The organism is Streptomyces sp. NPDC051218 (genome assembly GCF_044455475.1).
Taxonomy (GTDB): Bacteria; Actinomycetota; Actinomycetes; order Streptomycetales; family Streptomycetaceae; genus Streptomyces.
The window spans coordinates 108,435-133,049 of record NZ_JBITEU010000003.1 but is presented as its reverse complement, the minus strand read 5'-3'; the positions used below and the strand labels follow the sequence as shown (position 1 = coordinate 133,049).

Here is a 24,615-nt window from a genome sequence, read left to right as displayed (position 1 = left end):
TGACAGCGAAGTTAGTCGCGTGCAGGTCGCTGTCTCGGGCCCACTAGGTTGGATGTCAGCGAGTCACCTTCGGAGGTGAGCGTTGGTGTCCGTGGGCTGTAAAGGCGTCCAGGAGGACACGGATCGGCTGTGCGTGCTCCGCGGGGTGGCAGAGGGGCGCATCAGGATTGACGGCGTAGCGGGTGCGCGCCTAAGGGTTGTCCCGCAGTTGATCTTCGACTCGGGTTGGATGATGCAGTGGTCCCCTGGCGCGGCTTGCTCGTCTATCCGGCGAGGGCGAGGTTGTGCAGGCGGGCGATCCCGAGCATGGCGTGGTGGACGCCGTCGCCTTTGAGGCGGCAGTCGCGCAGGATCATCCAGCCCTTCACCCGGGCGAAGACATGCTCGACGCGGGCGCGGACCTGTTTGTGGACTTGTTATGTGCCTGCTTCCAGTCGGGCAACTCCTCGCCTTTGCGCCGGCGATGTGGCATGACGAGTCCTGTGCCGGGATAACCGCCGTCGGCGATCGTGGTGGTCCTGCCGACGGCGGCCTTGGTGCCGGATTCCGTCCATGCCGCAGGCGGCGCGGTTGCCGGGAAGCGGTCGGCCGCCATAACGATCATGCGGGTGTCAGCGTCGATCACGACCTGGTGGTTGGTGGAGTACCGGTAATTCTTCGACTGCGCAGCGACGGTGTGGTCCCCGGTGGGTGCGAGAGTGCCGTCCACGATGAGTACGGCGTCCCTGCACCGCCCAACAGCGGCGGCCTGACCGGCAAGGCCACCGTCAAAGCCACCACCGAAGCCGGACAGCACTTCCTGTATGCCCAGTAGACACCTGCCCGGGTATCCGGTCCATGCTTCAGGTGCACTCCAGAAGCATGGTGCGACCGAGCGGGACAGCTGACTCAGCGGGTGGATTTTCCGCAGGCTGTGGGGGCGGGATCCGCAGCGATTTGCTGCTTGATCCAGCCGGTGAGAGCCGGGGCACTCGTGAAGATGGCGGGAGAACCGGGTCGGGCGGAGCCACGGGCCCAGGAGTACAGGCCGGCCAAAGTGGCGTTGTTGTTGTCGTCGAGGACGACCAGGGGCGAGCCCTCGTCGCGCTCGGCCGGGCCCCTGCCGCCCGAGGGCAGGCCGGCGCCGATCATACGGCCGGTGATCTCCCTGTACCCCTCGTATGCAGCCGTGGCTTCGTCATCGGACATGAGGGGCAGGTCGGCAGCCTGGAGCCGGTCAGCGGATTCGCCGCCCTCACGGGTGGCTCCCCAGCCGGACACGCGCCCCGCCCCCGTGAGCTTCTGCTCCGCCGCGGGCAGGCACACCGGCTGCACGCCGTTCCCCCGGACCAGGTCGGCGGTCGTACGGATGACCGCGATGTCGTAGTCCAGAGAACCGGCGTCGTACGACTCATGAGGGATGAGTTCGGCGGCCTTGACCACCTGGCCGCCGGTTTCCCGGTCCACGGTGCCGTAACGGATGCTCAGGCTGGATGCAGTCCGGCCGTCCACACACTGGGCCGCGGTCAGCAGGGTGTGACCGCTGATGACCGTCGCACCGCAGACCTGCTTGCCGTCGGCCTCGATGGCGGTGGTCCAGGGGAACTCGCCCACGTCGGCGTCACGTCCGCCCACAACAGCGGACGTCGGCGTGGGCGACACCATCAGCGCGAGGGCCGCGGCGCCGGCGGCCAGCGAGATACGACGCGGCAGGGTCGAAGGGAGCGCCCCGAGCGCTCGTTTCAGATTCACCATGATCGCCAGCTTAACTTCACGTATGGTGCGAGCAGTTGTATATAGGGGTAAATCGGTTGGTGTCTGCTTCGAAGCCTGAACACCGTTATGCGCGGATCGTGCGAGCGCGCAACAGCACTGCCTCGACCACTGACAACTTCCCGGGATATGCCGAAAGTCGACCGTGAGCGATTCACGGAGCGCCTCCGCGGCCGCCCTGCAGCTCAACGAGCCGGGGCGGGAATGATCACGGGTTGTGGTGCTCCAGGCGACGTCGGCAGCGCCTGCCTGTGGTGCATGTTCCTAGGCTCCTCTCACAGCCGGAGGCCGGCAGGCGAGCACGTGACTCGTTCAACCGGCACCCGGCCTGATGAAGGAGGAGTCCGACCGTCCGCCAGGCCCCCAGCGGTGACGGTTCAGCGGCGGCGGGCCAGGACAGGATTGACCTGTTCCGGCGTCGATGGATGAGGGTGACGTGCGCAGGTTATGGGTGGCCAACTGCACAGCGAGTACATGGTCGACCGTCTTGAGGAGCTCGATCCCAAGGAGCGGGAGGGGACTCCGGTTGTTGGCGCGCGGATGGTGTGGTTACTGAGGGACGGTGACGTGCTGGTGCTGCCGCAGCCAGTCGATCCGGCGTTCGTCGCCCACGTAGGGGCCCTGATGGGTTTCGATCCTGCACAGGTGAACCTGCTGACCCCGCAGGACGAAACTGTGCGGGTCCTCAGCCAGGGTGTTCTGCACCGCGCCGGGCTGCTGGAGCGGTTGCAAGCGTTGGTGGACTCGCCCGGTGACTGGGAACTGCGGGCCTATATCTCAGATCGCGGCATCGCGGCTCTGGCCCGGGCGATCGGCCTGGCCCCGGATGCGGTCTCTGCTTTCGACTCGGCCGGCGGGGCCGAACTCTTCAACAGCAAGGCCGTTCTCCGCGCTCTGGCCGCCGGCCTGAACGTCCCCGTCCCTGACGGTGCGGTCTGTGCCACCCGCGGTGATCTGGAACGTGTCCTGGAGCGGCTGGCGGCCCCCACGGGAGCGGTGATCGTCAAGGCCGACAAGAACTCCGGCGGGACCGGCAACCTGCTCTGCCTGGCAGACCCGCGCATCCCCGCCCTCGGTGCCGGCCGCATCCATTCGCTGACCGGCGAAGACGACCGGGAAGCCATCATCGACCACACCGGGCTGGAAGCCACCCACGGTCCCTACGGCCAGGTCGTCGCCGAGACCTACCACCCGCACTGCCGCTCGTTCTGCCTGGAAATACTCTGCCCCGAACCGGCTGCCGGCCCCCCGCAGGTACTGAACATCGGCGAGATGCTGATGGAACCGACATGGAACGGCTTCATCATGCCCGCACCCGACAATCTCCCCGCAGGCGTGCACCAAACCCTGATCGAGTACGCCCTGCGGCTGGCCTCAGGCATCCGCGCCTTCGGCTACCGCGGGCTGGTCAACATCGACGCCATCGTCGCACCTGACGGCAGGTGTGGTTCAACGAAGTCAACGCCTGTCAGTGGCCAGTTCAGATTCCCCGCCCGCGGCCAGTAAGTGGGGAGCCATCTGGCCGCGGACAGTTACACAGCGTCAGCGCGACGGGCAAGTGGCGGGTCCGCAGCCAGTACGAGCGCGTCGCCATTACCAGCGCGCATCCGTACCCCGCGAATGCGGCCATGCCGATCCAGCTGACCATGAGTGCGTCATCCGGAGAGTGGAAATCGCCGCTCCGCATCGTCAGCACGTCCATGGTGGCAAGAGCGGTGTAGCCGAGGCCGAGCACACCGTACGGGGCAAGCGTGGCTGCGCCGAGCAGGGCCGGTGCCAACGGGAGCCATGGGGGAACGCGACGACCACGCAGGGAAAGCGTCCAGCGTGGGAAGACCTGACCCCAGGGTCGGACAAGGCCCCAGAGCAGGAAGACGCCGAGTGCGGCCAGCAGCATGGTGGCGTCCAGGCCCCAGGACTCCAGAGTGAGCCAGATTCCCGAGGCACCGTTGCGCTCGGAGATCGCGCGCATCTCCGCGCCGGATGTGCCGGCGAAGGTGCCGCCGAAGGCCCAGACCTGCTTCATCGCCGTATACGGGAGGAAGGACACCGTGCCGGCCCAAGCGGCGAGTTGAACCGACCGGGGTGCGGCAGAGGGCGCCGGGGCTGCTGCGGTGGCGGGTACGGGGCGACCGGCGCGGGCGGTAGCGGCGAGCAAGAGTGCCCCGGCCGCCGCCAGCCCATGGTTGGCAGCGGCGGCCCAGTTTCCCAAGCCCTGGCCGAACATCAGCATGATCACATCCATGAGCAGGCTGAACGCGGCGCACCCGGTCAGGCCGCACACCGTCCACAGCAACACCCGCAGTGCGGGCCGCAGTCCGTATCGCAACACCGCCGCGCAGGTCAGAGCCGCCAGTGTCCCCACCGCCGTGACTGCCCACCCCGCCGCGGAGGGCCCCAGGATGCCGTTGGAGCCGAACAGTGGAATCGCCCGCAGCGCACAGACCAGGCCGAACCCGGCGTACGCCATCGCCCAGACCACCGCCGCCCGACCCACCAGCCGCGGCCCCTGCCGCCTCCACGTGCGCCAGGGCGCCTTCATCATCCGTAGATCAGTGGTCATGTTGTGAACTTCGCATCGGCAGCAGCGATCCAGCATCGACCGCCCGAACGATCTCCCTCCCCCTCCCGAGGGAGCACCCGGGCGACCTGGGTATCCCTCACCGACAGTGACGCCTCCACTGGCCGTACGTGGGGAATTCGAGGTGGCCGCTGTCAAACGCCCGGCTCGGCGGCTGCACGCACCTGCACCACCTTGCCAGCACACTGCTGGGCCCCAACTGGCAAACCGAGCACGTGCTGACAACCCACAACGACCTACCCGCCCCCGACCTGCCACACCTGCTGAAAACCCTCGAAGACCAGTCCCTGGCCTTCACCGCTCCCGCCAAACAAGGTGTAGTGATCACCGCCGACGACTCCCGCCACTCGGGAACCGTCGAATACGCCGTCCTGGCCCCCGACCTTCAAACCGCCCGGGCAACAGAGAGCCGCCTCCGAGCCCTCGCGCCGTAACGTCGCAACGCCCACCCGACGCTCCGTCATCCCGATATCAGTGCAGGCGGTGGCGCTCAGTCACGCGCACAGCGACCCACGGGCACACTGATCTCGGGCGGGGTCTCCGTTGTATGTAGTGTGCGGACATGACAAGGAGTGAGCGGCTCGCGGAGCAGTTGGACTGGTACTGGCACAAAAACCTGCGGCCCCGGCTGGACGGCCTTACCGATGAGGAGTACTTCTGGGAGCCGGTGCGTGGCTGCTGGAGCGTCCGCCCACGTGGCACGTCGGCCGCACCGATGTCGGAAGGTTCGGGGGAATGGACGATGGATTTCGCGTCCCCTGGCCCGGTGCCGGCGCCCGTGACCACGATTGCCTGGCGGCTGGCGCACATCATCGTCGACTGCCTGGGGTATCGGGTCGGATGGCACTTCGGCGGCCAGGATGTCGACTCCGCGACATTCGTCTACGCGGGGACCGCTGACGAGGCGCTGGAACAGCTCGATGAGATGTACGGGAGATGGAACGCGGGGGTCCGCGAGCTCTCGGACGCTGACCTGGACAACCCGCCCTCGGTGGGTCCCGAGCGGTTTCCCATGGAGAACAGGGTCCTGCACGTCAACAGGGAGCTGATCCATCACGGCGCCGAGATTTCCCTGCTGCGCGACCTCTATCGCTGGCAGGACGGAGCCGCACCGCGCCGTATATGACTTTCCGACAGGTCATCCCGCCGAAACCCCGGGCCAGGGCGGCGACGGCTGATGCCGGCGGCCAGCATGCAAAACCCCGCCTGGAGCCCCGCGAAGCGCCCCGAACGCGAGGTTGGCAGTCTTGGGGCGTATTCGGTCCCGCGGCCCGGCGGCGGCCACATACGCACGCGGTCCGATCATGTCTGTGGAGGGGCGTGCCTACAGCTCACGCCGCAACGGCCGTTACCTGCGCCGACGACAGATCAAGCACACCATCCCCGAGACACCACTCAGAAGGACAACCGCTGTCGCCGTGATAGCGCCGGTGGTAGGCCAACAGGATTCGACCGCGGGGCGTATCGCCGCAGGAATGACGTTGAGAGAACGATCAATGCCCTCAAGGGATTCCGTGCCGTGGCCACTCGCTTCGACAAGCGGGCCTATGTGTTCCACGGCACGGTCGCCGTCGCCGGAATTCGCTTATGGCTGCGCTCCTGAACAGTGTCAGGGCGTCAACGGGCCGGCCAGGAAGCGCTGTCCGGCCTCCTGATCGCCAGTCCATCTGAAGGCGGCGTCAGAGCTGCTCATCCGCCCCCACAGGAGCAGCACCATCTGTTCCGCTGTCGCGGTGAGCGTGGCCACGGCTGCGCCAGGGCCGTACACCCAGGATGTCCCGGTATCCGTCGCGTGCAGACGCAGGGCGCTCTGCGGGTGCTGTGCCCGTCCCCGGGCTACCCGCGGAAGTGGCGGGGGCGGCCCGACACTCCCCAGTGACTTCTGTCGTCCCCGCAACACATCCCTCTGTGCCCCGGTATCCGGCGTCTACGCGGAAGAGCCGCGCGAAGTGACGTTGGCCGCTGGTCAGCGGTGCGGGTTTCCCTGGTCGGGGTCGTCATCGGGGGTCTGCCAGGCGGTGCCGCGCTGGGCCTCGCCGCCGGTGGGGTTGGCTCCGTGCGTGGGCGGACCGCTTCGGCTGCGCCACGTCGAAGAGGGATCTGTTGGCGGTCTTCGAGCTTGGTGTTTGGCCTAGTGGCCGTGGAGCAGGGGGTTACAGGCCAGGGATGAGGGTTACCCACATTCCGGCGGCCCCTACTGCAGATGTCCCCGTGGCCCTGGCAGTTGGTCCTCGTCGTGAACCGGGCGGTTCGCCCATCGGGAACAGGAAGAGAGTGGTTGCGGCATGGCGGCGGATGCCCAGGCGCGGACGGAGCGGACGGAGTGGCTCGCACGGGTGCGGCAGTGGTGGGGGCGGGCCCTTCACTACGACGGCTCCGAACGCCACATACTGCTCCTGACAGGCAAGAGCACCCTGGCGGCCACGCTCGCCTGGATGGTCTCCTACTACGCCCTCGACGCGCCGTCGCCCGCGTTCGCCCCGTTCTCCGCTGTGACGATCATGTACGTCACGGTCTATCAGTCGGTGACGCAGTCCCTGCGCTACGCCGGTGCGGTCGCGGCGGGAGTGGCCGTTCAGGCCGCGCTCGGTTTCCTCGCGGGCCCGGATCTCCTGACCTTCGTACTGGTGGCGGTGATCGCGTTGTCCATCGGGCGGTCGCACGTGCTGGGGGTGCAGGGTCCGCAGGTGGCCACGGCAGCGTTCTTCGCGTTCTCCACCTACAGCAGCGCCGGCGACAACGCGACCCGGATCACGCAGCTGGGAGAGATCGTGCTGCTGGTCCTCATCGGCTGTGCCATCGGCACCGCGGTCAACGTCACGATCGCCCCACCCATGCGGTACCGCAGCGCCGAGTACAGCGTCCAGATCCTCGCCCGCGCGCTCTACGACCTGTGCGCCGACATGCCCCCTGCCCTGCGTGAGGGTGCGCCCGAGGCGGGCACCATCGCGCGGTGGCGCGAGCAGGCCGCCCAGACCGACGACTTGATCGCTCAGGCCAGGGCCGGCGTGGCCACCGCGAAGGAGAGCGTTCAGTACAACCCCCGACGGCTGCTGCGCCGCCATCGGGGCCACCTCACCTTCCAGGGGTACGACACGGTGCTGAACGCTCTGGAGCGGACCCTGCACCAACTGGCCTCGTTGACGCGGAGTCTCGACCAGTGGCAGGAGGCGGAGAACGATTACCTGTACCGCCATTTCCTCGACCGGTACGCGGCCTTCCTGGAGGCGGTCTCGGAGTTCGCCCTGGCGTTGAGCACCCTGGACGAGACGACCTTGTCCCAGCAGTCCCAACGCTTGGCCGGGCTGGCCGGTGACGCCCAGACACGGCGCCGCGAGGTCGCCGACGAAGCCGAGGCCCAAGGACTGCCGTTGGCCGACGCCACCCGCCCCTACGGCGTCCTGGTCATCGAGGCCACCCGCCTGATGGAAGAAGTCCAGTACACCAGCGACACCCTCCACACCTGGGTCGAGGCATAGGTCAAGGGGTGTCGAACCTGACGTCGTCCGCATCGACGATGCGGGCACCCATGTTGCCGGCCATCATGCGCAGGGCGGCGTCGGCCAGATCCGAGTGAATGTGGGCCACCGCGTCACGGGGGACAGTGACCTTGAGGTGGCGGATATGCGCGTCCAGGGCGGAATACAGGACGCACTGCTCGGTGACCTGACCGCACAAAACGATGTGCCCGACATCCTGTTGGGTGAGGAGGTAATGGAGCGGCGTCTCGTAGAAGATGGAATGCCGTGCCTTGATGACGAACTCTGATTTCTCGTCCGGCGCGAGCGGACGCACGAGTTCGGCGTGCGGGCCCTCGAGAGCGGTTTGCAGGATCTCTCCGTGGTGGGAGCGCCACTCGCCGAAATTGTCGTTGGCGTAGATGACCCGGACGCCGTGACTGCGCGCCCGTTCGAGGAGCCGCACGAGGGAGGGAAGAGCAGCTTCGACCGACGGAAGGAGAAGGTGGGCGTCTTCATGCTCATAGGTGTTGATCATGTCGATGACGACGAGTGCGGTCTCTGTCATGCCTCCACCTTGACTCCTTCGCGCGCCCGTCGCCTCGGCGGTAGCGTCCCTGGCCGGGCCACGCCCCATTGACCTCCTGGCTCGCGCGGTCCGGTGCGGCGTGGTGGATTGGGTATGGCCCTCGCGGGGCACCCGTGCCTGCCGAGGCGACACCCCTCCCGGAAAGCAGGCACTGCCGTGACGCACCCCGACGACGTACTCCCGGGCCGGGACGAATCCTTCTGGATGGACACCTGTCCGGCCACGACCCACCCCTGCCTGGACACCGCGGTTGAGGTGGATGTCGCCGTCGTCGGGGGCGGCATCGCTGGGTTGAGCACCGCATGGGAACTGGCCAGGGCGGGGCACCGCGTTGCCGTACTGGAAGCGGACCGGATCGCGGCCGGGGTCACCGGTTACACCACGGCCAAAGTCTCTGTACTGCACACGCTCGTCTACGACCGGCTGCGCCGCACCCGTGGCCCCGACGCCGCCCGCCTCTACGCCCGGTCCCAGCAGGGCGCGCTCGACCGGCTGCGCGAGATCGTGGCGGAACTGGACATCGACTGCGATCTGGAACAGTGCAGTTCGTTCACCTATGCGGCCCAACCGGGTGACGCAGAGGGCGAGAAGGCTCTGCGGGCCGAGGCGAAGGCCGCCGCGGAGGCAGGACTCCGGGCCACGTACGTCGAGGAGACCGGGCTGCCGTTCGCGGTCGGCGGGGCCGTGCGCGTCGCCGACCAGGCACAGTTCCACCCCCGCAAATATCTCCTGGCACTCGCGGAGGACTTCCGACGGCTCGGCGGCGTGATCTACGAGCGGACCCGGGTCACCGACCTCTCAGAGGGCTCCCCCTGCAAGGTCACCGCGGAGTCCGGACACACCGTCACCGCCCAGCACGTCGTCGTCGCCACCCACTACCCGATCTTCGACCGCGCACTGCTCTTCTCCCGGCTCACCCCCTCCCGCGAATTGGTGGTGGCGGCTCCCCTGCCCGTGGCCGACGACCCCGGCGGCATGTACATCACCGAGGACGAGGGCAAACGGTCCGTGCGCACTGCCCCGTACGGCGACGACGGCTCTCAGCGACTGCTCATCGTCACCGGAGAGGGCTTCACACCCGGCACCGGAGACCCCGCAGCGAGCTTCGCCCGCCTGGACGCCTGGCTGCACGAACGGTTCCCGACCGCCGGGCCGACCACCTACCGCTGGGCCGCCCAGGACAACTCCTCCACCGACACCGTTCCGCTGATCGGCCCCCTCCACAAGGGCTCCCGGCACACCTATGTGGCCACCGGCTTCGGCGGCTGGGGCATGACCAACGGCGTCCTGGCCGGGCAACTCCTCACCTCCCTGATCGCGGGAGAATCCCCCGACTGGGCGGACCTGTACGACCCCCGGCGGCTGAAGAGCGTGGCCAAGGAGGCGTCCGGATTCCTCACCGCGCAGGCGAAGGTGGCCAAGCATTTCGTCGGAGACCGGCTGGCCACCGGGCACGTCGACTCCGTAGCGGAGATCGCGCCCGGCTCCGGAGCGGTGGTACGCGTCGACGGCGAGCGGTGCGCGGTGTACCGAGACCCGGACGGCACTACGCACGCGGTCTCTGCACGCTGCACCCATCTGGGCTGTCTGGTGGCGTTCAACGAGGCGGAGACGTCATGGGAGTGCCCGTGCCACGGATCGAGGTTCGACGTCGAGGGTGCGGTCCTCCAGGGGCCCGCGGTCCGGCCGCTGGAGGGGGTACGCTTGCACGCCGACCAGGACAAAGAGGGCAAGAGCACCGGCGGAGACGCAGGCGAGGGCGTCAAGCCGAGCTGAGGCCGGTATGCAGTAACCAACCGGAAGGTCCGCGCGGTCCATGTGACCGCGCGGACCTTCTTCGGTGCGGGGTAGCCCAGCGGCTTAACCCCTGAAAGAGGGTCAGACCTGTGTGGGGAAGCGCTCCCAGACCCGGTGTGCGCCCATCAGGTCGGTCAGACCGCCCAGCGCGCCGGTGCCGGTTTCACCGCTGACCACACCCGGTGCGTCTGTCGGGATGCCCGCTGCGGTCAGTGTGGTCTCCGCACCATTCCAGCCGGCAATTGCCTTGCCGTGCCGGAAAGCCTCGGACAGCAGCAACAGGACCCGCGGGTCGGTGGCGGTGGCCGCGGTCGTCCTGCGAGCGCTCTTACGACCCTTGCCCGCCTTCGCATCCCGGGCACCGAAGGCATCCGCGCCCGAACCGGGCGCCCCCGCCAGGAGCAGAGCGTCGAACTCGATGGACCTCGCGGTGGTGTAGGTGCGCTGCACGGTGACCGGGTCGCCCGAGGCGTCCAGTTCACCACCTGCCGGGGCGATCACCAGGGGGACCATCCCGCCGTCCAGGATTGCCTGGCGCGCCGCGCGGACCCCGTCGAGGTCGCAGCCCGCATCGGCGACGATGCCGATGATCCGGCCGTCCAACGGCCAGGTGTCACCGACCTGGGACAGCGCCGGGCTCGGCGCGGACTTGGCCAGCTTCACCGTCGCGGACGGGGCGGGCAGGCCAAGACCGGTCGCCACCTGCTCGCACAGCACGGGATCGATGTTGGCAAGGACCTGGAGCGCACGCTCCTTGATCGGCTTCTCGTAGCACTTGCCCAACTCGAACGTGTACGCGGCGATGATGTGCTCGCGCTCCACCGCCGTCATGCTCAGCCAGAACAGCCGGGGCTGGCTGAAGTGGTCGTCGAACGAGGCGGGAGCCTCACGGACCTTCCGGCCCTTCGGCACCGTCACCGGCCGCTCGACGTAGGCCCCCACGTCCTCCCCGGCCATGAACGGGCAGCCGCCGTCCAGGGAATTGGGATGGTAGGGAGCCACGCCGCTGTGGACGGCCGTCTGGTGCATGCCGTCGCGCAGCATGTCGTTGACGGGGGCGTGCGGGCGGTTGATGGGCAGCTGGCCGAAGTTGGGGCCGCCGAGCCGGGTGAGCTGCGTGTCGAGGTACGAGAACAGGCGGCCGGCGAGCAGCGGGTCGTCAGTGACGTCGATGCCGGGCACCAGATGCCCGACGTGGAAGGCGACCTGCTCGGTCTCGGCGAAGTAGTTGGTCGGGTTGGCGTTGAGGGTGAGCAGACCCACCGGCTGCACGGGGGCCAGCTCCTCGGGAACGATCTTCGTCGGGTCGAGCAGGTCGATGCCCTCGAAGGTCTGCTCCGCGGTGTCGGGAAACACCTGGATACCCAGCTCCCACTGCGGGTACGCGCCGGCCTCGATGGCGTCGGCGAGGTCACGCCGGTGGAAGTCCGGGTCCACCCCGTTGGTGATCTGGGCCTCCTCCCAGACCAGGGAGTGCACGCCCAGCTTCGGCTTCCAGTGGAACTTGACCAGGGAGGTCGCCCCGTCTGCGGCGACCAGCCGGAAGGTGTGGACGCCGAAGCCCTCCATCATCCGGTACGAGCGGGGGATGCCCCGGTCGGACATGTTCCACAGCGTGTGGTGGGTGGCTTCGGTGTGCAGGGTGACGAAGTCCCAGAAGGTGTCGTGGGCGCTCTGGGCCTGGGGGATCTCCCGGTCGGGGTGCGGTTTGCCGGCGTGGATGATGTCGGGGAACTTGATGGCGTCCTGGATGAAGAACACCGGGATGTTGTTGCCGACCAGGTCGAAGGTGCCCTCGCCGGTGTAGAACTTCGTCGCGAACCCGCGAGTGTCGCGCACCGTGTCGGCGGAGCCGCGCGAGCCGAGCACAGTGGAGAACCGCACGAAGACCGGAGTCTCGACACCCTCGGCCAGGAAGGCCGCCTTCGTGACAGAGGCGGCGCTTCCGTAGCCCTGGAACACACCGTGCGCGGCGGCGCCGCGAGCGTGCACGACACGCTCGGGAATGCGCTCGTGGTCGAAGTGCGTGATCTTCTCACGCAGGTGGTGGTCCTGGAGCAGGATCGGCCCCCGCTCGCCGGCCTTCAGCGAGTGGTCGGTCTCGTACAGCCGCGCGCCCTGCGCGGTGGTCAGGTACATATCGCCCTGGGCCAGCTCATCGGGGGTTCCGGCAGTAACCTGCCCGGTCGGACTGACCACGGCGGGACCGCTCTGGTCAGGCTTGGGCGGCAGCGGGGGGCGCGGGGTGGTGGGCTCGGCAACCGTCGGTGACTCCGCACCTGGCTTGCCGGGGATCCCGTCGGCGGGGCCCTCGCCCGGGGTGAGGGCGGCAACGGCCTTCTTCGCCACGGCCTTCAGCGGGTTACTGGTGCGCCCGCCCTTCGGCCTCTTCGTCTCGGTCTTGGTAGTCGCGGTCTTCTTCGTCGCGGCCGTCTTCGACGAGGTGGCCTTCTTTGCCGTCGTCGCTGTCTTCTTTGCCGCCGCCGTCGTCTTCGTGGCAACGGTCGACTTCTTGGCGGTGGTTTTCTTGGTCGTGGTCGACTTGGCCGTCGGCACCGTCTTCTTGGCGGTCTTCTGCGCCGCCTTCTTCCCCGCACGTTTGTCCGCAGGTTTACCCGCAGCCGTCTTCGACGGGGCAGTCTTCTTCGACAGCTTCCTGGCAGGTTTCTGGCTCGGCATGTGCTCTCCAACGGTGGGGGTGTACATGGGTTCTGCCGTGCACGTGGTGCCGGTTACGGCACGAGGTCGCCTATCGGCTCGCGCAGTGCCGTACGGCCGTCGCGCCATGAGGCGAGCAGGTGCTCGCCCAACTGGTCTTCCAGAAAGCCGGTGGACCGGATGCCGAACGCGATGTCGGAGGCGAGCGCGGGCTCGTCCGCCAGGAGGCCCCCGATCACCTCACGGCGAACGACCTGCTCGTGAACGGCGTCCGCCTCCACGTGCTCGTCGTAGAACCGCTGGGCAGCGGGGCCCGCGCCCGCCTTGCGCAGTGCCTGGGCGAGGCGTCGGGACCCCGGCGGGGAGGTGATCTCGACGGTCGCGAAGTGACCCACGAGAGCCCCGCGCAATCTGCGGTGCAGACCGAACAAGGACATCTGGTTGACGGTTGTCAGAGCCTGCGCCGGGGCTGCGTCCAGATAACGGCCGTAGACAGTGTCCAAGGCGAGGTCGCCCATCAGGTCGGCGAAGAGCTGGGCGTGAATGTCCTCCGCTCGCCCGCCGCCGAACTCGTCGAACTCGATGGCGACCATGGCGGCCTTGGCGCGTCCGCGCAGCCGAGGTACGACCCACAGGTGCGGGTCGGCCTCCTTGAGGTGGTAGAGCGAACGCAGCGCCACGTACTCGCGCAGCTGCCAGAGTTCGCCGACCGCTTTGAGGTGGTGACTCACGCTGTGACCGTCGTCCCCGATGGGCTCGACGAGCAGTGCACCGACCGCCTCGTCCACGCTCTTGGCGGCGGGCGTATCCGCGCGCAGCGCGGTGAGGAAGCGATCCTCGGCAGCGGCCCGGACCCTCAGCAGGTCGGGGTCCCATTCACATAGATCGCCGACGCCGTCAAAGCCACGGTAGTGCAGCTCGTACAAGACGTAGAGACAGAGTTGGAGGTCGTCGCCGTACGGTTCTGCTTGGAGAAGATCCTCTGCCCGGGGCAGCGTGCCGCCGTTACCGCGCAGGGCACGCAGCACCGCGCGAGATAGCTCCCCGCGCGGCGCGGGCAGGACCGGCGCCATGGCACGCAGCTGGTCCGCAGCGGTCATGACCGCTCTCCTACTCCGTGGGTACGGGTGGCGTTGAGGACCACAGGGCAACCGGCGTCGACCACGTCCACCAGGCCCTCGTCCCGCAAGGGCCCCCTTCGCCCGGCCACGACCCTGGGCGGATGGTCAGCGTTTGACGGCACGGATGATCACCAGTTCTTCCTCGTCCACATCAGGGCCCAACAAGCCGCGCTCACGCAGCCACCTCAACCGCCTCCGCATGACGGGGCCCAGCGGGACCTGTACGCGGTCGCTGACACCGGCCCGCATTCCGGCCTCTGTCAGGCGCCGCACGGTCGTTTCGGGTCCGCTGACCGTGGAGTGCACCAGCAGGAGTACCCCGCCAGGGCGCAAAGCCACCGGCGCGACGGCACAGATGCGGTCCAGGAGGGCGCGCCCGTCGGGGCCGGCGTCCCAGGCGCGGGCGGGACCGCCGCGGGGCAGGGCCGATCGGGCGACAGGAACGTACGGCGGGTTGCTGACGATGAAATCGAAGGAGCGTCCGGGCAGGGAGCTCAAGAGGTCACCGCGGTGGACGGCGACACGCTGCCGCGCAAGCAGGGCGTTCAGGCGAGTGGTCCAGACAGCCCGACGCGATATGTCGACAGCGCTCACCCTCGCGCCGAGCCTGGCAGCGTGAGCTGCCAACACGCCGCTGCCCGAGCACAGGTCGAGGACATCCAGTCCTGACACGTTCTCGCGTCGGATCGCTCCGGCCAGTAAGCGGCTGTCGGCCTGCGGGGCGTAGACACCCGGCAATACCAGCACTCTGCCGAGGCCCGGCCGCGTGTGCGGGGCGTGGACGGTTGTCACAGGGCCTCCGTGCTGGTCTTGGATGCTCGCGAACCGTTCACGCAAGTAGCCGGTTCAGATCAAGACTCCCCTTCCTCCGGGCGAGCCACCACTTGAGGGAGACGTGTCTCAGCTGTCCCGCGCGCATGGCTCCCCCCGGGTGCCCCCTACGTAACAAGGCACACCTCGCCGGCCCGCCTGCTGGCGCGACCACCCCCCGATCGAGCCAGTGTCACCGGCCGACTTCGGCTCCTCCCTAGCGAGCAGCGCCCCTCAGCGCAGCAAGGCCGCGCCATCCGACGTACGCGGAGGGCCCAGCGCTAGCTGGCGCGGGCTCAGAGCCACGCGTCAGGGGGGCGGCAGGACCGCTCCAGGCGCATGCCTCCGCCCGACCGCTCGGCGGAGGCCGACGGGCCGGTCGACATGACGGTCCCGCCCCGCGGGCTCTCGCTGACTTCGGCGGGGCCCGCGGCGGACTCGTATCGGGTGAAGGGAGCCCGGAGCGGGCTCGTGACGGACCCCTTGCTGAGCCAGCCGGCCAACCGGAACACGGCCGCTCCCGTCAGCAGGACGTCCCAGGGCACGCAGCTGTCCGGGGCCTTGCTCCTTCGCCGAGCGGCCACGGATCCCCAAGCGGCGGTGTACGCGCCAAACGCGACTACGGCCGCGAGATGCCCTTTGAGACGATGCTGGCGCTGGTCATCCGGGGCATAGGCTTCACCGACTCGTCGCACGGCCCCCCTGATCCAGCCTGTACGGCGCTCCTCATCGCGTTCCTCCGGACTCCGGGGGCTTGATCCCGTGAGCCTTGGCGTACTCGTCCAGATCGTCGATCATGAACAAGTCGCTCGACCACTCGCCGGGCCACACGGCGAACAGACGCGACTGGCCGGCGAGCGCCCGATCGTAGGCTGCGCGGGCCGCCTCCGTGCGTCACCGAGCCGTCCCGGTGGACCTCGATGTAGCACGTCGTACGCGCGGTGTATGGGAAGTCCGGCTCAGTCAACACGCTGGGTGACATCCCGCGGAGGCAGATCGGCGGAACTTGGCCGGGTGGGGGGCGCCGGATGGTTTGTGGTGCGGACGGCGCCTGCTCCCCAGCGCCGCGCATTCTCCCCAGATTCTCCCCAGGGGGCCGGGAGAGCCTCTCTGGACCCTTCGCGTACGCGAAGTCGATCAAGTCTACTGGCTCCCCGCTACAGCCAGTCCCGCCGCTTGAAAATGAAGTACAGGCTCACGCACACCACCGCCATCAGCCCGATCGCGAACGGATACCCGAACGCCCAGTGCAGCTCCGGCATCTCGTCGAAGTTCATCCCATAGATCGTTCCCACCAACGTGGGAGCAAACAGAATGGCGGCCCACGAGGAGATCTTCTTGATCTCCTCGTTCTGCTCGAAGCCCGCCTCCGCGAGCGCCCGCATCTCCGCGTTCTGCTGCTGGGTGACGAGCGTGGAGTTGACCGTGAGGATGTCGGTGAGGGCCTGGCGGAAGCCGTCGACTCGTTCGCTGGTGTGCGTGACGTGGTCGGCGACGTCGCGCAGGTAGCGCTGGAGCTCCTCGTCGGTGCGGTACTTCGCGAAGCCCGCCATCAGGGAGTGCAGCATGGACACGAGGGGGCGGGTCGCCCGCTGGAACTCGACCATTTCCCGGGAGAGTTCGTAGATGCGGCGGGAGACCTCGGGGTCGCCGCTGAAGACCTCGGTCTCGATCTCGTCGATGTCGTTCTGCACGCCGGCGACGACCGGGGCGTACCCGTCGACCACCGCGTCCAGGATCGCGTACAGGACCGCCTCAGGGCCGAGCTTGAGGAGGTCGGGGCTCTCCTCCATGCGGCGGCGTACGGCGGTCAGGTCCGGGGCGGCGCCGTGGCGCACCGTGATGACGAAGTCCGGGCCCACGAACACGTGCAGTTCGCCGAAGTCGACCTCCTCCGGGGCGTCCAGATAGCGGGCCGCGCGCAGGACGACGAAGAGGGTTTCGCCGTAGCGCTCCAGCTTCGGCCGCTGGTGGGCCTCCATCGCGTCCTCGACGGCGAGCTCGTGCAGGTCGAACTCGGCTGCCAGCGTGAGGAGTTCTGCCTCTGTGGGGCGTGCGAGGCCGATCCATGCCATGCCGTCGCGCTGCTCGCGCAGCTCCCGGAAGGTGTCGGCGAGGGAAGCGGGCGTCGCGACGCGGACTCCGTCGCGGTAGAGCGCGGCCTGTACGACGCTCGCGGCTTCCTGCGGTGCGGGGGAAGGGGTGGCGGGGGCGGCCTCGGGGTTTCCGGAGCCCCCGTTCCCGGAGGCTGAGGAGGCGCCGGCCGGGGCGGAGCGCCGCCAGCCGTGCCTCTTCGCGCTCGGTACGGGCCGGGCTCGGCGCTCCGCCATGCTGGCTGCCTCCGATGTCGGGCGGTGACGAACAGGGTTTTGTGGGTTTTCGGTTTCGAAGCAGGATATACGCCCTAAATGTCACGAGCGTGGCGACATCTCGAACGCCGGGCACGTCCTACGTCGGGTACGCCGCGGCGGACTTGCGACCGCAGGTGGCCGCGGGCCCGGCTAGCGTGCGGAGCATGACGAAGACGCCGAGCACGCCGAAGACCCCGCGGTCTGCGGGCCCTCAGTCGAAGCCGCCCCGCTCGCAAGCCGACCGGCACGCCGCCCCTGTATTGAGCACTCGCGCCCTCAACCGCGCCACCCTCGACCGCCAACTCCTCCTGCGCCGCGCGCCCGATCTCTCCGTCGAGGGCGCCGTCAGTCACCTCGTCGGCCTCCAGGCGCAGAACGTGAAGCCGCCCTACTTCGCCCTCGCCGCGCGGCTGGCGGAGTTCGACCCCGAGGACCTCTCCGCGCTCCTGGCCGCACGCGATCTCGTACGCATCGTCACGATGCGCTCCACCATCCACCTGCACACCGCCGACGACGCCCTCGCTCTGCGCCCGCTGGTGCAGGCCGCGCGCGACCGTGAGCTGCACGCCTTCCGCAAGGGGCTGACCGGCGTCGACCTGGGGGAGCTCGCCTCGCTCGCCCGCGCGGCCGTCGAGGAGGAGCCCCGGACGATGAAGCAACTGCGGGAGATCCTGCTGCCCCGGTGGCCCGACGCCGACCCGCAGTCACTCGCCGTCGCCGCCCGCTGTTCGCTTCCGCTGGTCCAGGTCACCCCGCGCGGCCTGTGGCGGCGCAGCGGACAGGTCGCTCTCACCACCGCCGAGCACTGGCTCGGCCGCCCGAGCGAGCCGGTGCCCGCCCCCGACGCCACCGTCCTGCGCTACCTCGCCGCGTTCGGGCCAGCCTCCGTCAAGGACATGCAGACCTGGGCCGGTCTGACGCGGCTGCGGGAGGCCTTCGAGCGGCTGCGGCCCCAGTTGCGTACGTTCCGTGACGAGAACGGCGTCGAGCTCTTCGACCTCCCCGACGCGCCCCGCCCCGACGCGGACACCCCGGCTCCGGCACGCTTTCTGCCCGAGTTCGACAACCTCCTCCTGTCGCACGCGGACCGCACCAGGATCGTGCCCGCCGAGTACAAGGGCCGTACCTGGAAAGGGAACTTCGCCTACAGCGTCTTCCTGGCCGACGGCTTCCTGGCGGGCGTGTGGCGCATCGAGGAGGGTGCGGGAGCAGCCAAGGAGTCCGTCGTCCTCACCATCGAGCCGTTCGGCACCTTGACCAGAACACAAAGGCGCGAACTGACCGAGGGGGCAGACGAGTTGCTGAGCGGCCCGATGAACCAGGCAGCCACGTACGACATCCGCTTCGGCACGGTCATCGAGCACTGAGTGGCCAAGGGCGCTGGACTCCGGGGGGGGGCTACGGCCTCAGTCCGCACGCCCCGTCGCCGCGACCGTCACGCCGAGCCCGATCATCGTCACGCCCCCGGCCCCGCCGATCAGCGAAAGGCGCCGCTCGGAGCGCGCGAACCAGGTGCGTGCCGCGGACGCCGTCAGACCCCACAGCGTGTCCGTGACCAGCCCGATGCTGATCGGAACGAGACCGAGGAGCAGCATCTGCGCGGGCAGATGCCCCGCCGAGTGGTCGACGAACTGAGGCAGCACCGCCGCGAAGAACACGATGCCCTTCGGGTTCGTCACGCCGACGAGCGCGCCGTCCAGGACCGTACGCAGATCAGTGCGTGCCTCACCCGGGGAGGCAGCCCCCATGGACTGGGCCCGCATCTCCTTGCGGTGCCGGAAGGCCTGCACACCGAGGAAGATCAGATAGGCGGCTCCGGCCAGCTTCACCGCCATGAACACGACGGCCGAACGCTCGACGAGCGATCCGACGCCGAACGCGACCGCGACGACCAGGACGTACGACCCGAAGACGTTGCCGAGGGCCGTCGCCAGGGCGGTGCGTCTGCCATGGGCCAGGGCCCGGCCGATCACGAACAGGACGCTCGGCCCCGGGATCACGATCACCAGCAAGGACATCGCCGCGAAGGCGAGAAGCCGGTCGGTGGCCACCATGTCCATCATCATCCCCTTCAGAGCCCATTCAGCCGTTCCTCGACCCGAGTTCGGCCACTGAGGCAGCCGCCATCCGGCAGCCCATTCAACCTCGTCGCCGTATTCGGCGTGGGCGCTCGGCGTCGTTGAGTCTCCTCGTCATTTGGTGAGAACGAGACTTACGTTGTGTCCGCCGAACCCGAATGAGTTGGCCGACGTAGCGGACCGCTTGTGGGCGATCATGCTCGGGCAGAAGAGAGCAGAGCAGAGCAGGGCAGGGCAGAGCAGAGCAGGGCGACGCTTCGGGTCGGAGGCTTCCGGCGTGGGAGATGTGAGAAGGGTGGTCGGTGACTCATGACGGACAAGAGCGTGACGGAGGAGTTCCGCGCGGCGAGGGACTTCCTGCTGCGCCATCGCGAGGACTACGACGCCGCGTACGAAGGGTTCCGCTGGCCCCGGTTCGAGCGGTTCAACTGGGCGCTCGACTGGTTCGACGCGATCGCCGACGGCAACGACCGCACGGCCCTCCACATCACCGAGGAGGGCGGGGACGAACAGCGCTTCAGTTACGCGGAGTTGTCGACGCGCTCGAACCAGGTGGCCAACTGGCTGCGGGAGCAGGGCGTCACGGCCGGCGACCGGATTCTGGTGATGCTCGGCAACCAGGTGGAGCTGTGGGAGACCGCGCTCGCCGCGATGAAGCTGCGCGCCGTGATGATCCCGGCGACCCCGCTGCTCGGCACGGTCGACCTGCGGGACCGGATCGAGCGGGGCAGGGCGCGGCATGTGATCACCCGCGGCCACGACGTCGACAAGTTCGACGGGGTACCCGGTTCGTACACGAGGATCGCGGTCGGACACTCCCCGAGCGAGGGAGTGGGAGAAGGCTGGCTGTCCTACGCGGATACCGCATCGGCCCCGCAAGCCTTCGAACCGGACGGCATCACCCTCGCCGACGACCCCCTGATGCTGTACTTCACCTCGGGGACGACCTCGCAGCCGAAGCTGGTGGAGCACACCCATGTGTCGTACCCCGTCGGGCACTTGGCCACGATGTACTGGATCGGGCTGAAGCCCGGCGACGTACACCTCAACATCTCATCACCCGGCTGGGCCAAGCATGCCTGGTCGAACCTCTTCGCCCCCTGGAACGCGGAGGCGACGGTCTTCATCTACAACTACACGCGCTTCGACGCCGCCAGTTTGATGGCGGAGATGGACCGAGTGGGCGTCACCAGCTTCTGCGCCCCGCCCACGGTGTGGCGCATGCTGATCCAGGCCGACCTGACCCAACTGTGCACGCCGCCAAGGGAGGTCGTGGCGGCCGGAGAGCCGTTGAACCCCGAGGTGATCGAGGCGGTGAACCGCGCCTGGGGCGTGACGATCCGGGACGGCTTCGGCCAGACGGAGACCGCCGTCCAGGTGTCCAACTCCCCGGGCCAGCGCCTGACCCCCGGCTCGATGGGCCGCCCGAGCCCCGGCTACCGCGTCACGCTCCTGGACCCGGTCACCGGCGCACCGGGAGCGGCGGAGGGCGAAATCTCCCTGGACCTGTCGGCGAGGCCCGTCGGCCTGATGACCGGCTACCACGGCGACGCCGAGCGTACGGCCGAGGCGATGGCGGACGGCTACTACCGTACGGGCGACATCGGATCGCTCGACGCCGACGGATACCTCACCTACGTCGGCCGCAGTGACGACGTCTTCAAGTCCTCCGACTACAAGGTGTCCCCCTTCGAGCTGGAGAGCGCCCTGCTGGAGCACGAGGCAGTGGTGGAGGCCGCGGTGGTCCCCGCGCCGGACGAGCTGCGGCTCGCCGTTCCGAAGGCGTACGTCGTGCTGGCGAAGGGCTGGGCGCCGGGCGAGGAGACGGCACAGGCGATCTTCGAGTACACCCGGTCGGTGCTGGCCCCCTACAAGCGCCTGAGGCGCATCGAGTTCACCGAGGAGCTCCCCAAGACCATCTCCGGCAAGATCCGCCGGGTCGATCTGCGGGAGCGGACGGCGTCGGGGGCGGTGGACGAGTGGCTGGAGCGGGGCAGGAGTTGAACACGTCGTCGCGGCTCCGCGAAGGCGTCGGCATCCGTTCGAGGGTCGACTCAGCGCTGACCCCCGCGTCACACTTGGCGCCGTGCTTCACAAGGGAGGGCCTGCGGTGCGTGGACTGAGCGAGACGGCCGGACTGAGCGATACGGCTGGACCGGGCGAGATGGCTGGACCGGGCGAGCTGTCGTACGCCCACGGCGTCAGTTCGACGCCGCTGCTCGGGGACACCATCGGGCGCAATCTCGACCGGGCCGTCGAGGCCTGGCCCGAGCGGGACGCGTTGGTGGACGTGGCGGCGGGGACGCGATGGACGTACGCCGAATTCGGTGACGCGGTCGCGCAGTTGGCGCGCGGGCTCATGGGGGTCGGGGTCGCCAAGGGGGATCGCGTCGGTATCTGGGCGGTGAACTGCGCCGATTGGGTGCTCGTGCAGTACGCCACCGCGCGGATCGGCGCGATCATGGTGAACATCAACCCTGCTTATCGCGCCCACGAGTTGGAGTATGTGCTCAAGCAGGCCGGAGTGACGGTCCTGGTCGCCACGCAGGCGCACAAGTCGAGCGACTACCGGGCCCTGGTGGATCAGGTTCGGCCCGGCTGTCCCGAGCTGAGGTCCGTGCACTACATCGAGGACGGCTCCTGGGACGAGCTGCTCGATGCCGCGGCGGTGGTGACCGATGCCGAACTGGCCGCTCGTGAAGCCACGTTGAGTTGTGACGACCCCGTCAACATCCAGTACACCTCGGGTACCACCGGCTTCCCGAAGGGGGCGACGCTCTCCCACCACAACATCCTCAACAACGGGTACTGGGTGGGCCGGACCATCGGTTACACGGAACAGGACCGGGTGTGCCTGCCCGTGCCCTTCTACCACTGCTTCGGGATGGTGATGGGCAATCTGGGCGCCACGTCCCATGGCGCATGCATCGTCATCCCCGCCCCGTCCTTCGACCCCGTCGCCACGCTGCACGCCGTGGAGCGCGAGCGCTGTACGTCGCTGTACGGGGTACCGACGATGTTCATCGCCGAGCTGAACCTCCCCGACTTCCCCTCGTACGACCTGAGTTCGCTGCGCACCGGCATCATGGCGGGCTCGCCCTGCCCGGTCGAGGTGATGAAGCGGGTGGTCGCCGAGATGCACATGGAGGAGGTCTCCATCTGTTACGGGATGACGGAGACGTCCCCGGTCTCGACGCAGACGCGGCGCACGGACGACCTGGAGCGGCGGACCGGCACGGTGGGCCGGGTACTGCCGCACATCGAGGTGAAGGTGGTCGACCCGGCCAGTGGCGTGACACTGCCGCGTGGCGTATCCGGCGAGCTGTGCACGCGGGGCTACAGCGTGATGCTCGGCTACTGGAACGAGCCCTCGCGCACCACGGAAGTGATCGACGCCGGGCGCTGGATGCACACCGGTGACCTGGCGGTCATGCGGGACGACGGTTACGTCCAGATCGTCGGCCGCATCAAGGACATGATCATCCGGGGTGGCGAGAACATCTACCCGCGGGAGATCGAGGAGTTTCTGTACGGCCATCCGAAGATCGCCGATGTTCAGGTGGTGGGTGTCCCCGACGAGCGCTACGGGGAGGTTCCGCTGGCCTGTGTGATCCTGCGGGACCCGGAGGATCCGCTGACCCTGGAGGAGCTGCGGGCCTTCTGCCAAGGGCAGTTGGCGCACTACAAGATTCCTGCCGGACTACGACTCCTGGAGAGCTTCCCCATGACGGTGTCCGGGAAGGTGCGGAAGATCGAACTCAGGGAGCGGTACGGGGCGGAGTCCCGGCCGGAGTGAGATCGCGGCGCATGGTCACGCGCGGCCAGCGGTCGAGGCCGAGCTCGGCCTCGTGGGCGCGGATCTTCCGCAGCCCCGGGGTGAGTTCGGTCTCGCCGAGCACGCGGAAGCCGATGCGGGCGTAGTACGGGGCGTTCCAGGGGACGTCAGCGAAGGTCGTCAGCGTGAGGGCTTCCCTGCCCTCCTCGCGGGCGCGGTCGGCGGCGTGCTCGATCAGGGCTTGTCCGATGCGGCGGCGCGCCGCTCGGGGGTGCACAGTGATCTGCTCGATGTGCTCCGCTGTGTCCACGGGCTCGCTGATGAGGTACGCCAGCGGTGCGAGGTCGCTCCCGTCCGCCTCGGTGGCCACCCAGGCCCGGCCTGCTCTGCGGAAGCTTTCCAGGGTCTCGATGCCGGGGGGCTCGTCATCGGCGATCGGCGCCATGTCCAGGGCGCGGAAGAGTTCGCCTGCGGCGCGCTCGATGTCCTGGAGCGCGGAAAGCTCGGCTGTCGTGGCTGGGCGGATCAGCATCTGTCGAGTATGCCGTCGGCCCGACCACCGCTCACCCCGCGGCCACCAACTCGTCCGCCGCGCCGTTCACCGGCTGCGGGGTTCCCGTCAGGTCGATGACGAACAACGGGATGGACAGGGTGTCCGCTCGGGCGCGGGCGGGTTCCTCGTAGCCCGCAAGGGAGAAGCAGACGCAGGTGACGGCGTCGGACATCGCGCTGAGCCATACGCACTCCACGTCACGCAGTGACGTCGGTTGTACGGAGGGTTCGATCAGGGCGAGCACGCCCCGGGCCGACACCCGTACCCCGGAAGGCGCTCGCTTGACCGCTCCCCGGATGTCCCCGTACCCGAGCCACCGCAGATACAGCCCCGCCACCGTCACCGCGTCCCGCGCCGTACGCACCGGCACCGGTTGGAAGGCGGGCCGAGGTGTCGGGGCCGTCCGGGGGAGCGAGATGTGCGCCGGAGGGAGGGGAGGGCGAGCCGGAGCGGCCGTAGCGGGAGGAGCAGGGGAAGCGGGGGGAGCGTCCGAAGGTGCCTGTACCGCCCGCACCGGAATGCGCAGCACCGCCCCGCACGCGCAGCCCAGCTCGGGCTGCGGCCACTGGTCCCTGCGCCCGCACGTCCTGCACCGCACGGTCACCCACTCGTCCGCCCACGTCCGGTCCGTCACAGGCGTCACCGTCGCCCCGCGCGCCACCGGCGGCACCACGGAGGCGCCGCACGCGCAGGGGTAGGACGGCGGGGCGTACACATGATCGCGCCGACAGACCGGGCACCGTACCGGGACGCCACTCTCCGTCATCACCCTCACCCGTCACCGCTCACCGGTTCGTACTGTCCATAGTCCCCCAAGTGAGCTTGTAGCGGGGGCCAGTTGAGCCAAGAACAACGTGACCGTCAGGGGCTATGCGCGGCGCCGGGCCGGGGGCGTACTCCGTGGCGAGCCAGGGCGCCGCCCGTGTGCCGCGGCGTCGGCGTCGGTCAGCCCGGCGACATGGCGGCTACGCACCGCGCCGAGTGGCTGGACGCACGAGAGCCTGAGCCTGCTTCCACGGGCTGTGCCCTGGGCTGCGACGCCCCCCCCGGCGGACCGTCCACGGTCGAGCCCCCCCGGGCGGTGTGGCTCGA

General features: G+C 68.8%; 23 protein-coding genes and 1 pseudogene. 10 read left to right on the top strand and 14 right to left on the bottom strand.

Annotation, left to right across the window (positions count from 1 at the left end; all coding sequences use genetic code 11):
* Positions 1-263 precede the first annotated feature (263 nt).
* From ACIBCK_RS11660 to ACIBCK_RS11650, 3 genes are all read right to left on the bottom strand, one after another.
* Positions 264-356 (bottom strand): hypothetical protein, encoded by a 93-nt coding sequence (locus ACIBCK_RS11660; protein WP_399389156.1) that lies wholly within the window; start codon positions 354-356, stop codon positions 264-266.
* A gap of 8 nt (positions 357-364) precedes the next feature.
* Complete coding sequence (locus ACIBCK_RS11655; RefSeq protein ID WP_399389154.1) at positions 365-709, bottom strand: hypothetical protein; 345 nt, start codon at positions 707-709, stop codon at positions 365-367.
* 179 nt (positions 710-888) lie between these two features.
* The gene (locus ACIBCK_RS11650; protein WP_399389152.1) at positions 889-1,734 is read right to left on the bottom strand and encodes a serine protease; all 846 of its coding nucleotides are present in this window, start codon (positions 1,732-1,734) and stop codon (positions 889-891) included.
* 492 nt (positions 1,735-2,226) lie between these two features.
* Here ACIBCK_RS11650 and ACIBCK_RS11645 point away from each other — a divergent pair, with 492 nt between their 5' ends.
* On the top strand, positions 2,227-3,258 hold the full coding sequence (locus ACIBCK_RS11645) for a hypothetical protein (RefSeq protein ID WP_399389150.1): 1,032 nt from the start codon (positions 2,227-2,229) through the stop codon (positions 3,256-3,258).
* On the opposite strand, the gene ACIBCK_RS11640 is transcribed toward ACIBCK_RS11645, so the two are convergent.
* On the bottom strand, positions 3,233-4,315 hold the full coding sequence (locus ACIBCK_RS11640; protein WP_399389149.1) for a hypothetical protein: 1,083 nt from the start codon (positions 4,313-4,315) through the stop codon (positions 3,233-3,235). The genes ACIBCK_RS11645 and ACIBCK_RS11640 overlap by 26 nt on opposite strands.
* A gap of 233 nt (positions 4,316-4,548) precedes the next feature.
* Here ACIBCK_RS11640 and ACIBCK_RS11635 point away from each other — a divergent pair, with 233 nt between their 5' ends.
* From ACIBCK_RS11635 to ACIBCK_RS11625, 3 genes and pseudogenes are all read left to right on the top strand, one after another.
* Positions 4,549-4,767, top strand: a complete 219-nt coding sequence (locus ACIBCK_RS11635) for a peptide ligase PGM1-related protein (RefSeq protein WP_399389147.1) — start codon at positions 4,549-4,551, stop codon at positions 4,765-4,767.
* A 128-nt stretch (positions 4,768-4,895) separates the two neighbouring features.
* On the top strand, positions 4,896-5,459 hold the full coding sequence (locus ACIBCK_RS11630) for a DinB family protein (RefSeq protein ID WP_399389145.1): 564 nt from the start codon (positions 4,896-4,898) through the stop codon (positions 5,457-5,459).
* Positions 5,460-5,511: 52 nt separating this feature from the next.
* A pseudogene (locus ACIBCK_RS11625) lies at positions 5,512-5,936 on the top strand (IS5/IS1182 family transposase); the annotation flags it as partial.
* A gap of 6 nt (positions 5,937-5,942) precedes the next feature.
* Here the strand turns inward: ACIBCK_RS11625 and ACIBCK_RS11620 are convergent.
* On the bottom strand, positions 5,943-6,233 hold the full coding sequence (locus tag ACIBCK_RS11620) for a hypothetical protein (RefSeq protein WP_399389143.1): 291 nt from the start codon (positions 6,231-6,233) through the stop codon (positions 5,943-5,945).
* 385 nt (positions 6,234-6,618) lie between these two features.
* Here ACIBCK_RS11620 and ACIBCK_RS11615 point away from each other — a divergent pair, with 385 nt between their 5' ends.
* The gene (locus ACIBCK_RS11615) at positions 6,619-7,812 is read left to right on the top strand and encodes an aromatic acid exporter family protein (protein ID WP_399389142.1); all 1,194 of its coding nucleotides are present in this window, start codon (positions 6,619-6,621) and stop codon (positions 7,810-7,812) included.
* Position 7,813: 1 nt separating this feature from the next.
* Here ACIBCK_RS11615 and ACIBCK_RS11610 read toward each other — a convergent pair whose 3' ends face one another.
* Positions 7,814-8,359 (bottom strand): isochorismatase family cysteine hydrolase, encoded by a 546-nt coding sequence (locus ACIBCK_RS11610; protein ID WP_399389140.1) that lies wholly within the window; start codon positions 8,357-8,359, stop codon positions 7,814-7,816.
* 225 nt (positions 8,360-8,584) lie between these two features.
* Here ACIBCK_RS11610 and ACIBCK_RS11605 point away from each other — a divergent pair, with 225 nt between their 5' ends.
* Positions 8,585-10,156, top strand: a complete 1,572-nt coding sequence (locus ACIBCK_RS11605; protein WP_399389764.1) for an FAD-dependent oxidoreductase — start codon at positions 8,585-8,587, stop codon at positions 10,154-10,156.
* A 102-nt stretch (positions 10,157-10,258) separates the two neighbouring features.
* Here the strand turns inward: ACIBCK_RS11605 and ACIBCK_RS11600 are convergent, their stop codons facing one another.
* From ACIBCK_RS11600 to ACIBCK_RS11580, 5 genes are all read right to left on the bottom strand, one after another.
* On the bottom strand, positions 10,259-12,856 hold the full coding sequence (locus ACIBCK_RS11600) for a catalase (RefSeq protein ID WP_399389138.1): 2,598 nt from the start codon (positions 12,854-12,856) through the stop codon (positions 10,259-10,261).
* Between the two features lie 53 nt (positions 12,857-12,909).
* Positions 12,910-13,935 (bottom strand): iron-containing redox enzyme family protein, encoded by a 1,026-nt coding sequence (locus ACIBCK_RS11595; protein WP_399389136.1) that lies wholly within the window; start codon positions 13,933-13,935, stop codon positions 12,910-12,912.
* Between the two features lie 126 nt (positions 13,936-14,061).
* On the bottom strand, positions 14,062-14,748 hold the full coding sequence (locus ACIBCK_RS11590) for a HemK2/MTQ2 family protein methyltransferase (protein WP_399389134.1): 687 nt from the start codon (positions 14,746-14,748) through the stop codon (positions 14,062-14,064).
* A gap of 314 nt (positions 14,749-15,062) precedes the next feature.
* On the bottom strand, positions 15,063-15,350 hold the full coding sequence (locus ACIBCK_RS11585; RefSeq protein WP_399389132.1) for a DUF1360 domain-containing protein: 288 nt from the start codon (positions 15,348-15,350) through the stop codon (positions 15,063-15,065).
* 573 nt (positions 15,351-15,923) lie between these two features.
* Positions 15,924-17,096 (bottom strand): magnesium and cobalt transport protein CorA, encoded by a 1,173-nt coding sequence (locus ACIBCK_RS11580; protein ID WP_399389130.1) that lies wholly within the window; start codon positions 17,094-17,096, stop codon positions 15,924-15,926.
* A 185-nt stretch (positions 17,097-17,281) separates the two neighbouring features.
* Here ACIBCK_RS11580 and ACIBCK_RS11575 point away from each other — a divergent pair, with 185 nt between their 5' ends.
* Positions 17,282-18,484: a winged helix DNA-binding domain-containing protein gene (locus ACIBCK_RS11575; protein WP_399389128.1), complete on the top strand. Its 1,203-nt coding sequence runs from the start codon at positions 17,282-17,284 to the stop codon at positions 18,482-18,484.
* 39 nt (positions 18,485-18,523) lie between these two features.
* On the opposite strand, the gene ACIBCK_RS11570 is transcribed toward ACIBCK_RS11575, so the two are convergent.
* Positions 18,524-19,171 (bottom strand): LysE family translocator, encoded by a 648-nt coding sequence (locus ACIBCK_RS11570; RefSeq protein WP_399389126.1) that lies wholly within the window; start codon positions 19,169-19,171, stop codon positions 18,524-18,526.
* Positions 19,172-19,504: 333 nt separating this feature from the next.
* On the opposite strand from ACIBCK_RS11570, the gene ACIBCK_RS11565 reads away from it, so the two are divergent.
* Together ACIBCK_RS11565 and ACIBCK_RS11560 are read left to right on the top strand one after the other, a co-directional pair.
* Positions 19,505-21,199: an AMP-binding protein gene (locus ACIBCK_RS11565; protein ID WP_399389124.1), complete on the top strand. Its 1,695-nt coding sequence runs from the start codon at positions 19,505-19,507 to the stop codon at positions 21,197-21,199.
* A 160-nt stretch (positions 21,200-21,359) separates the two neighbouring features.
* The gene (locus ACIBCK_RS11560) at positions 21,360-22,991 is read left to right on the top strand and encodes an AMP-binding protein (RefSeq protein WP_399389762.1); all 1,632 of its coding nucleotides are present in this window, start codon (positions 21,360-21,362) and stop codon (positions 22,989-22,991) included.
* Here the strand turns inward: ACIBCK_RS11560 and ACIBCK_RS11555 are convergent.
* A complete protein-coding gene (locus ACIBCK_RS11555) occupies positions 22,954-23,502 on the bottom strand; it encodes a GNAT family N-acetyltransferase (protein WP_399389122.1) in 549 nt (182 codons plus the stop codon). The genes ACIBCK_RS11560 and ACIBCK_RS11555 overlap by 38 nt on opposite strands.
* Positions 23,503-23,533: 31 nt before the next feature.
* A complete protein-coding gene (locus ACIBCK_RS11550; RefSeq protein ID WP_399389120.1) occupies positions 23,534-23,893 on the bottom strand; it encodes a hypothetical protein in 360 nt (119 codons plus the stop codon).
* Positions 23,894-24,041: 148 nt separating this feature from the next.
* On the opposite strand from ACIBCK_RS11550, the gene ACIBCK_RS11545 reads away from it, so the two are divergent.
* Positions 24,042-24,221 (top strand): hypothetical protein, encoded by a 180-nt coding sequence (locus ACIBCK_RS11545; RefSeq protein ID WP_399389118.1) that lies wholly within the window; start codon positions 24,042-24,044, stop codon positions 24,219-24,221.
* The last annotated feature ends 394 nt before the right edge of the window (positions 24,222-24,615 follow it).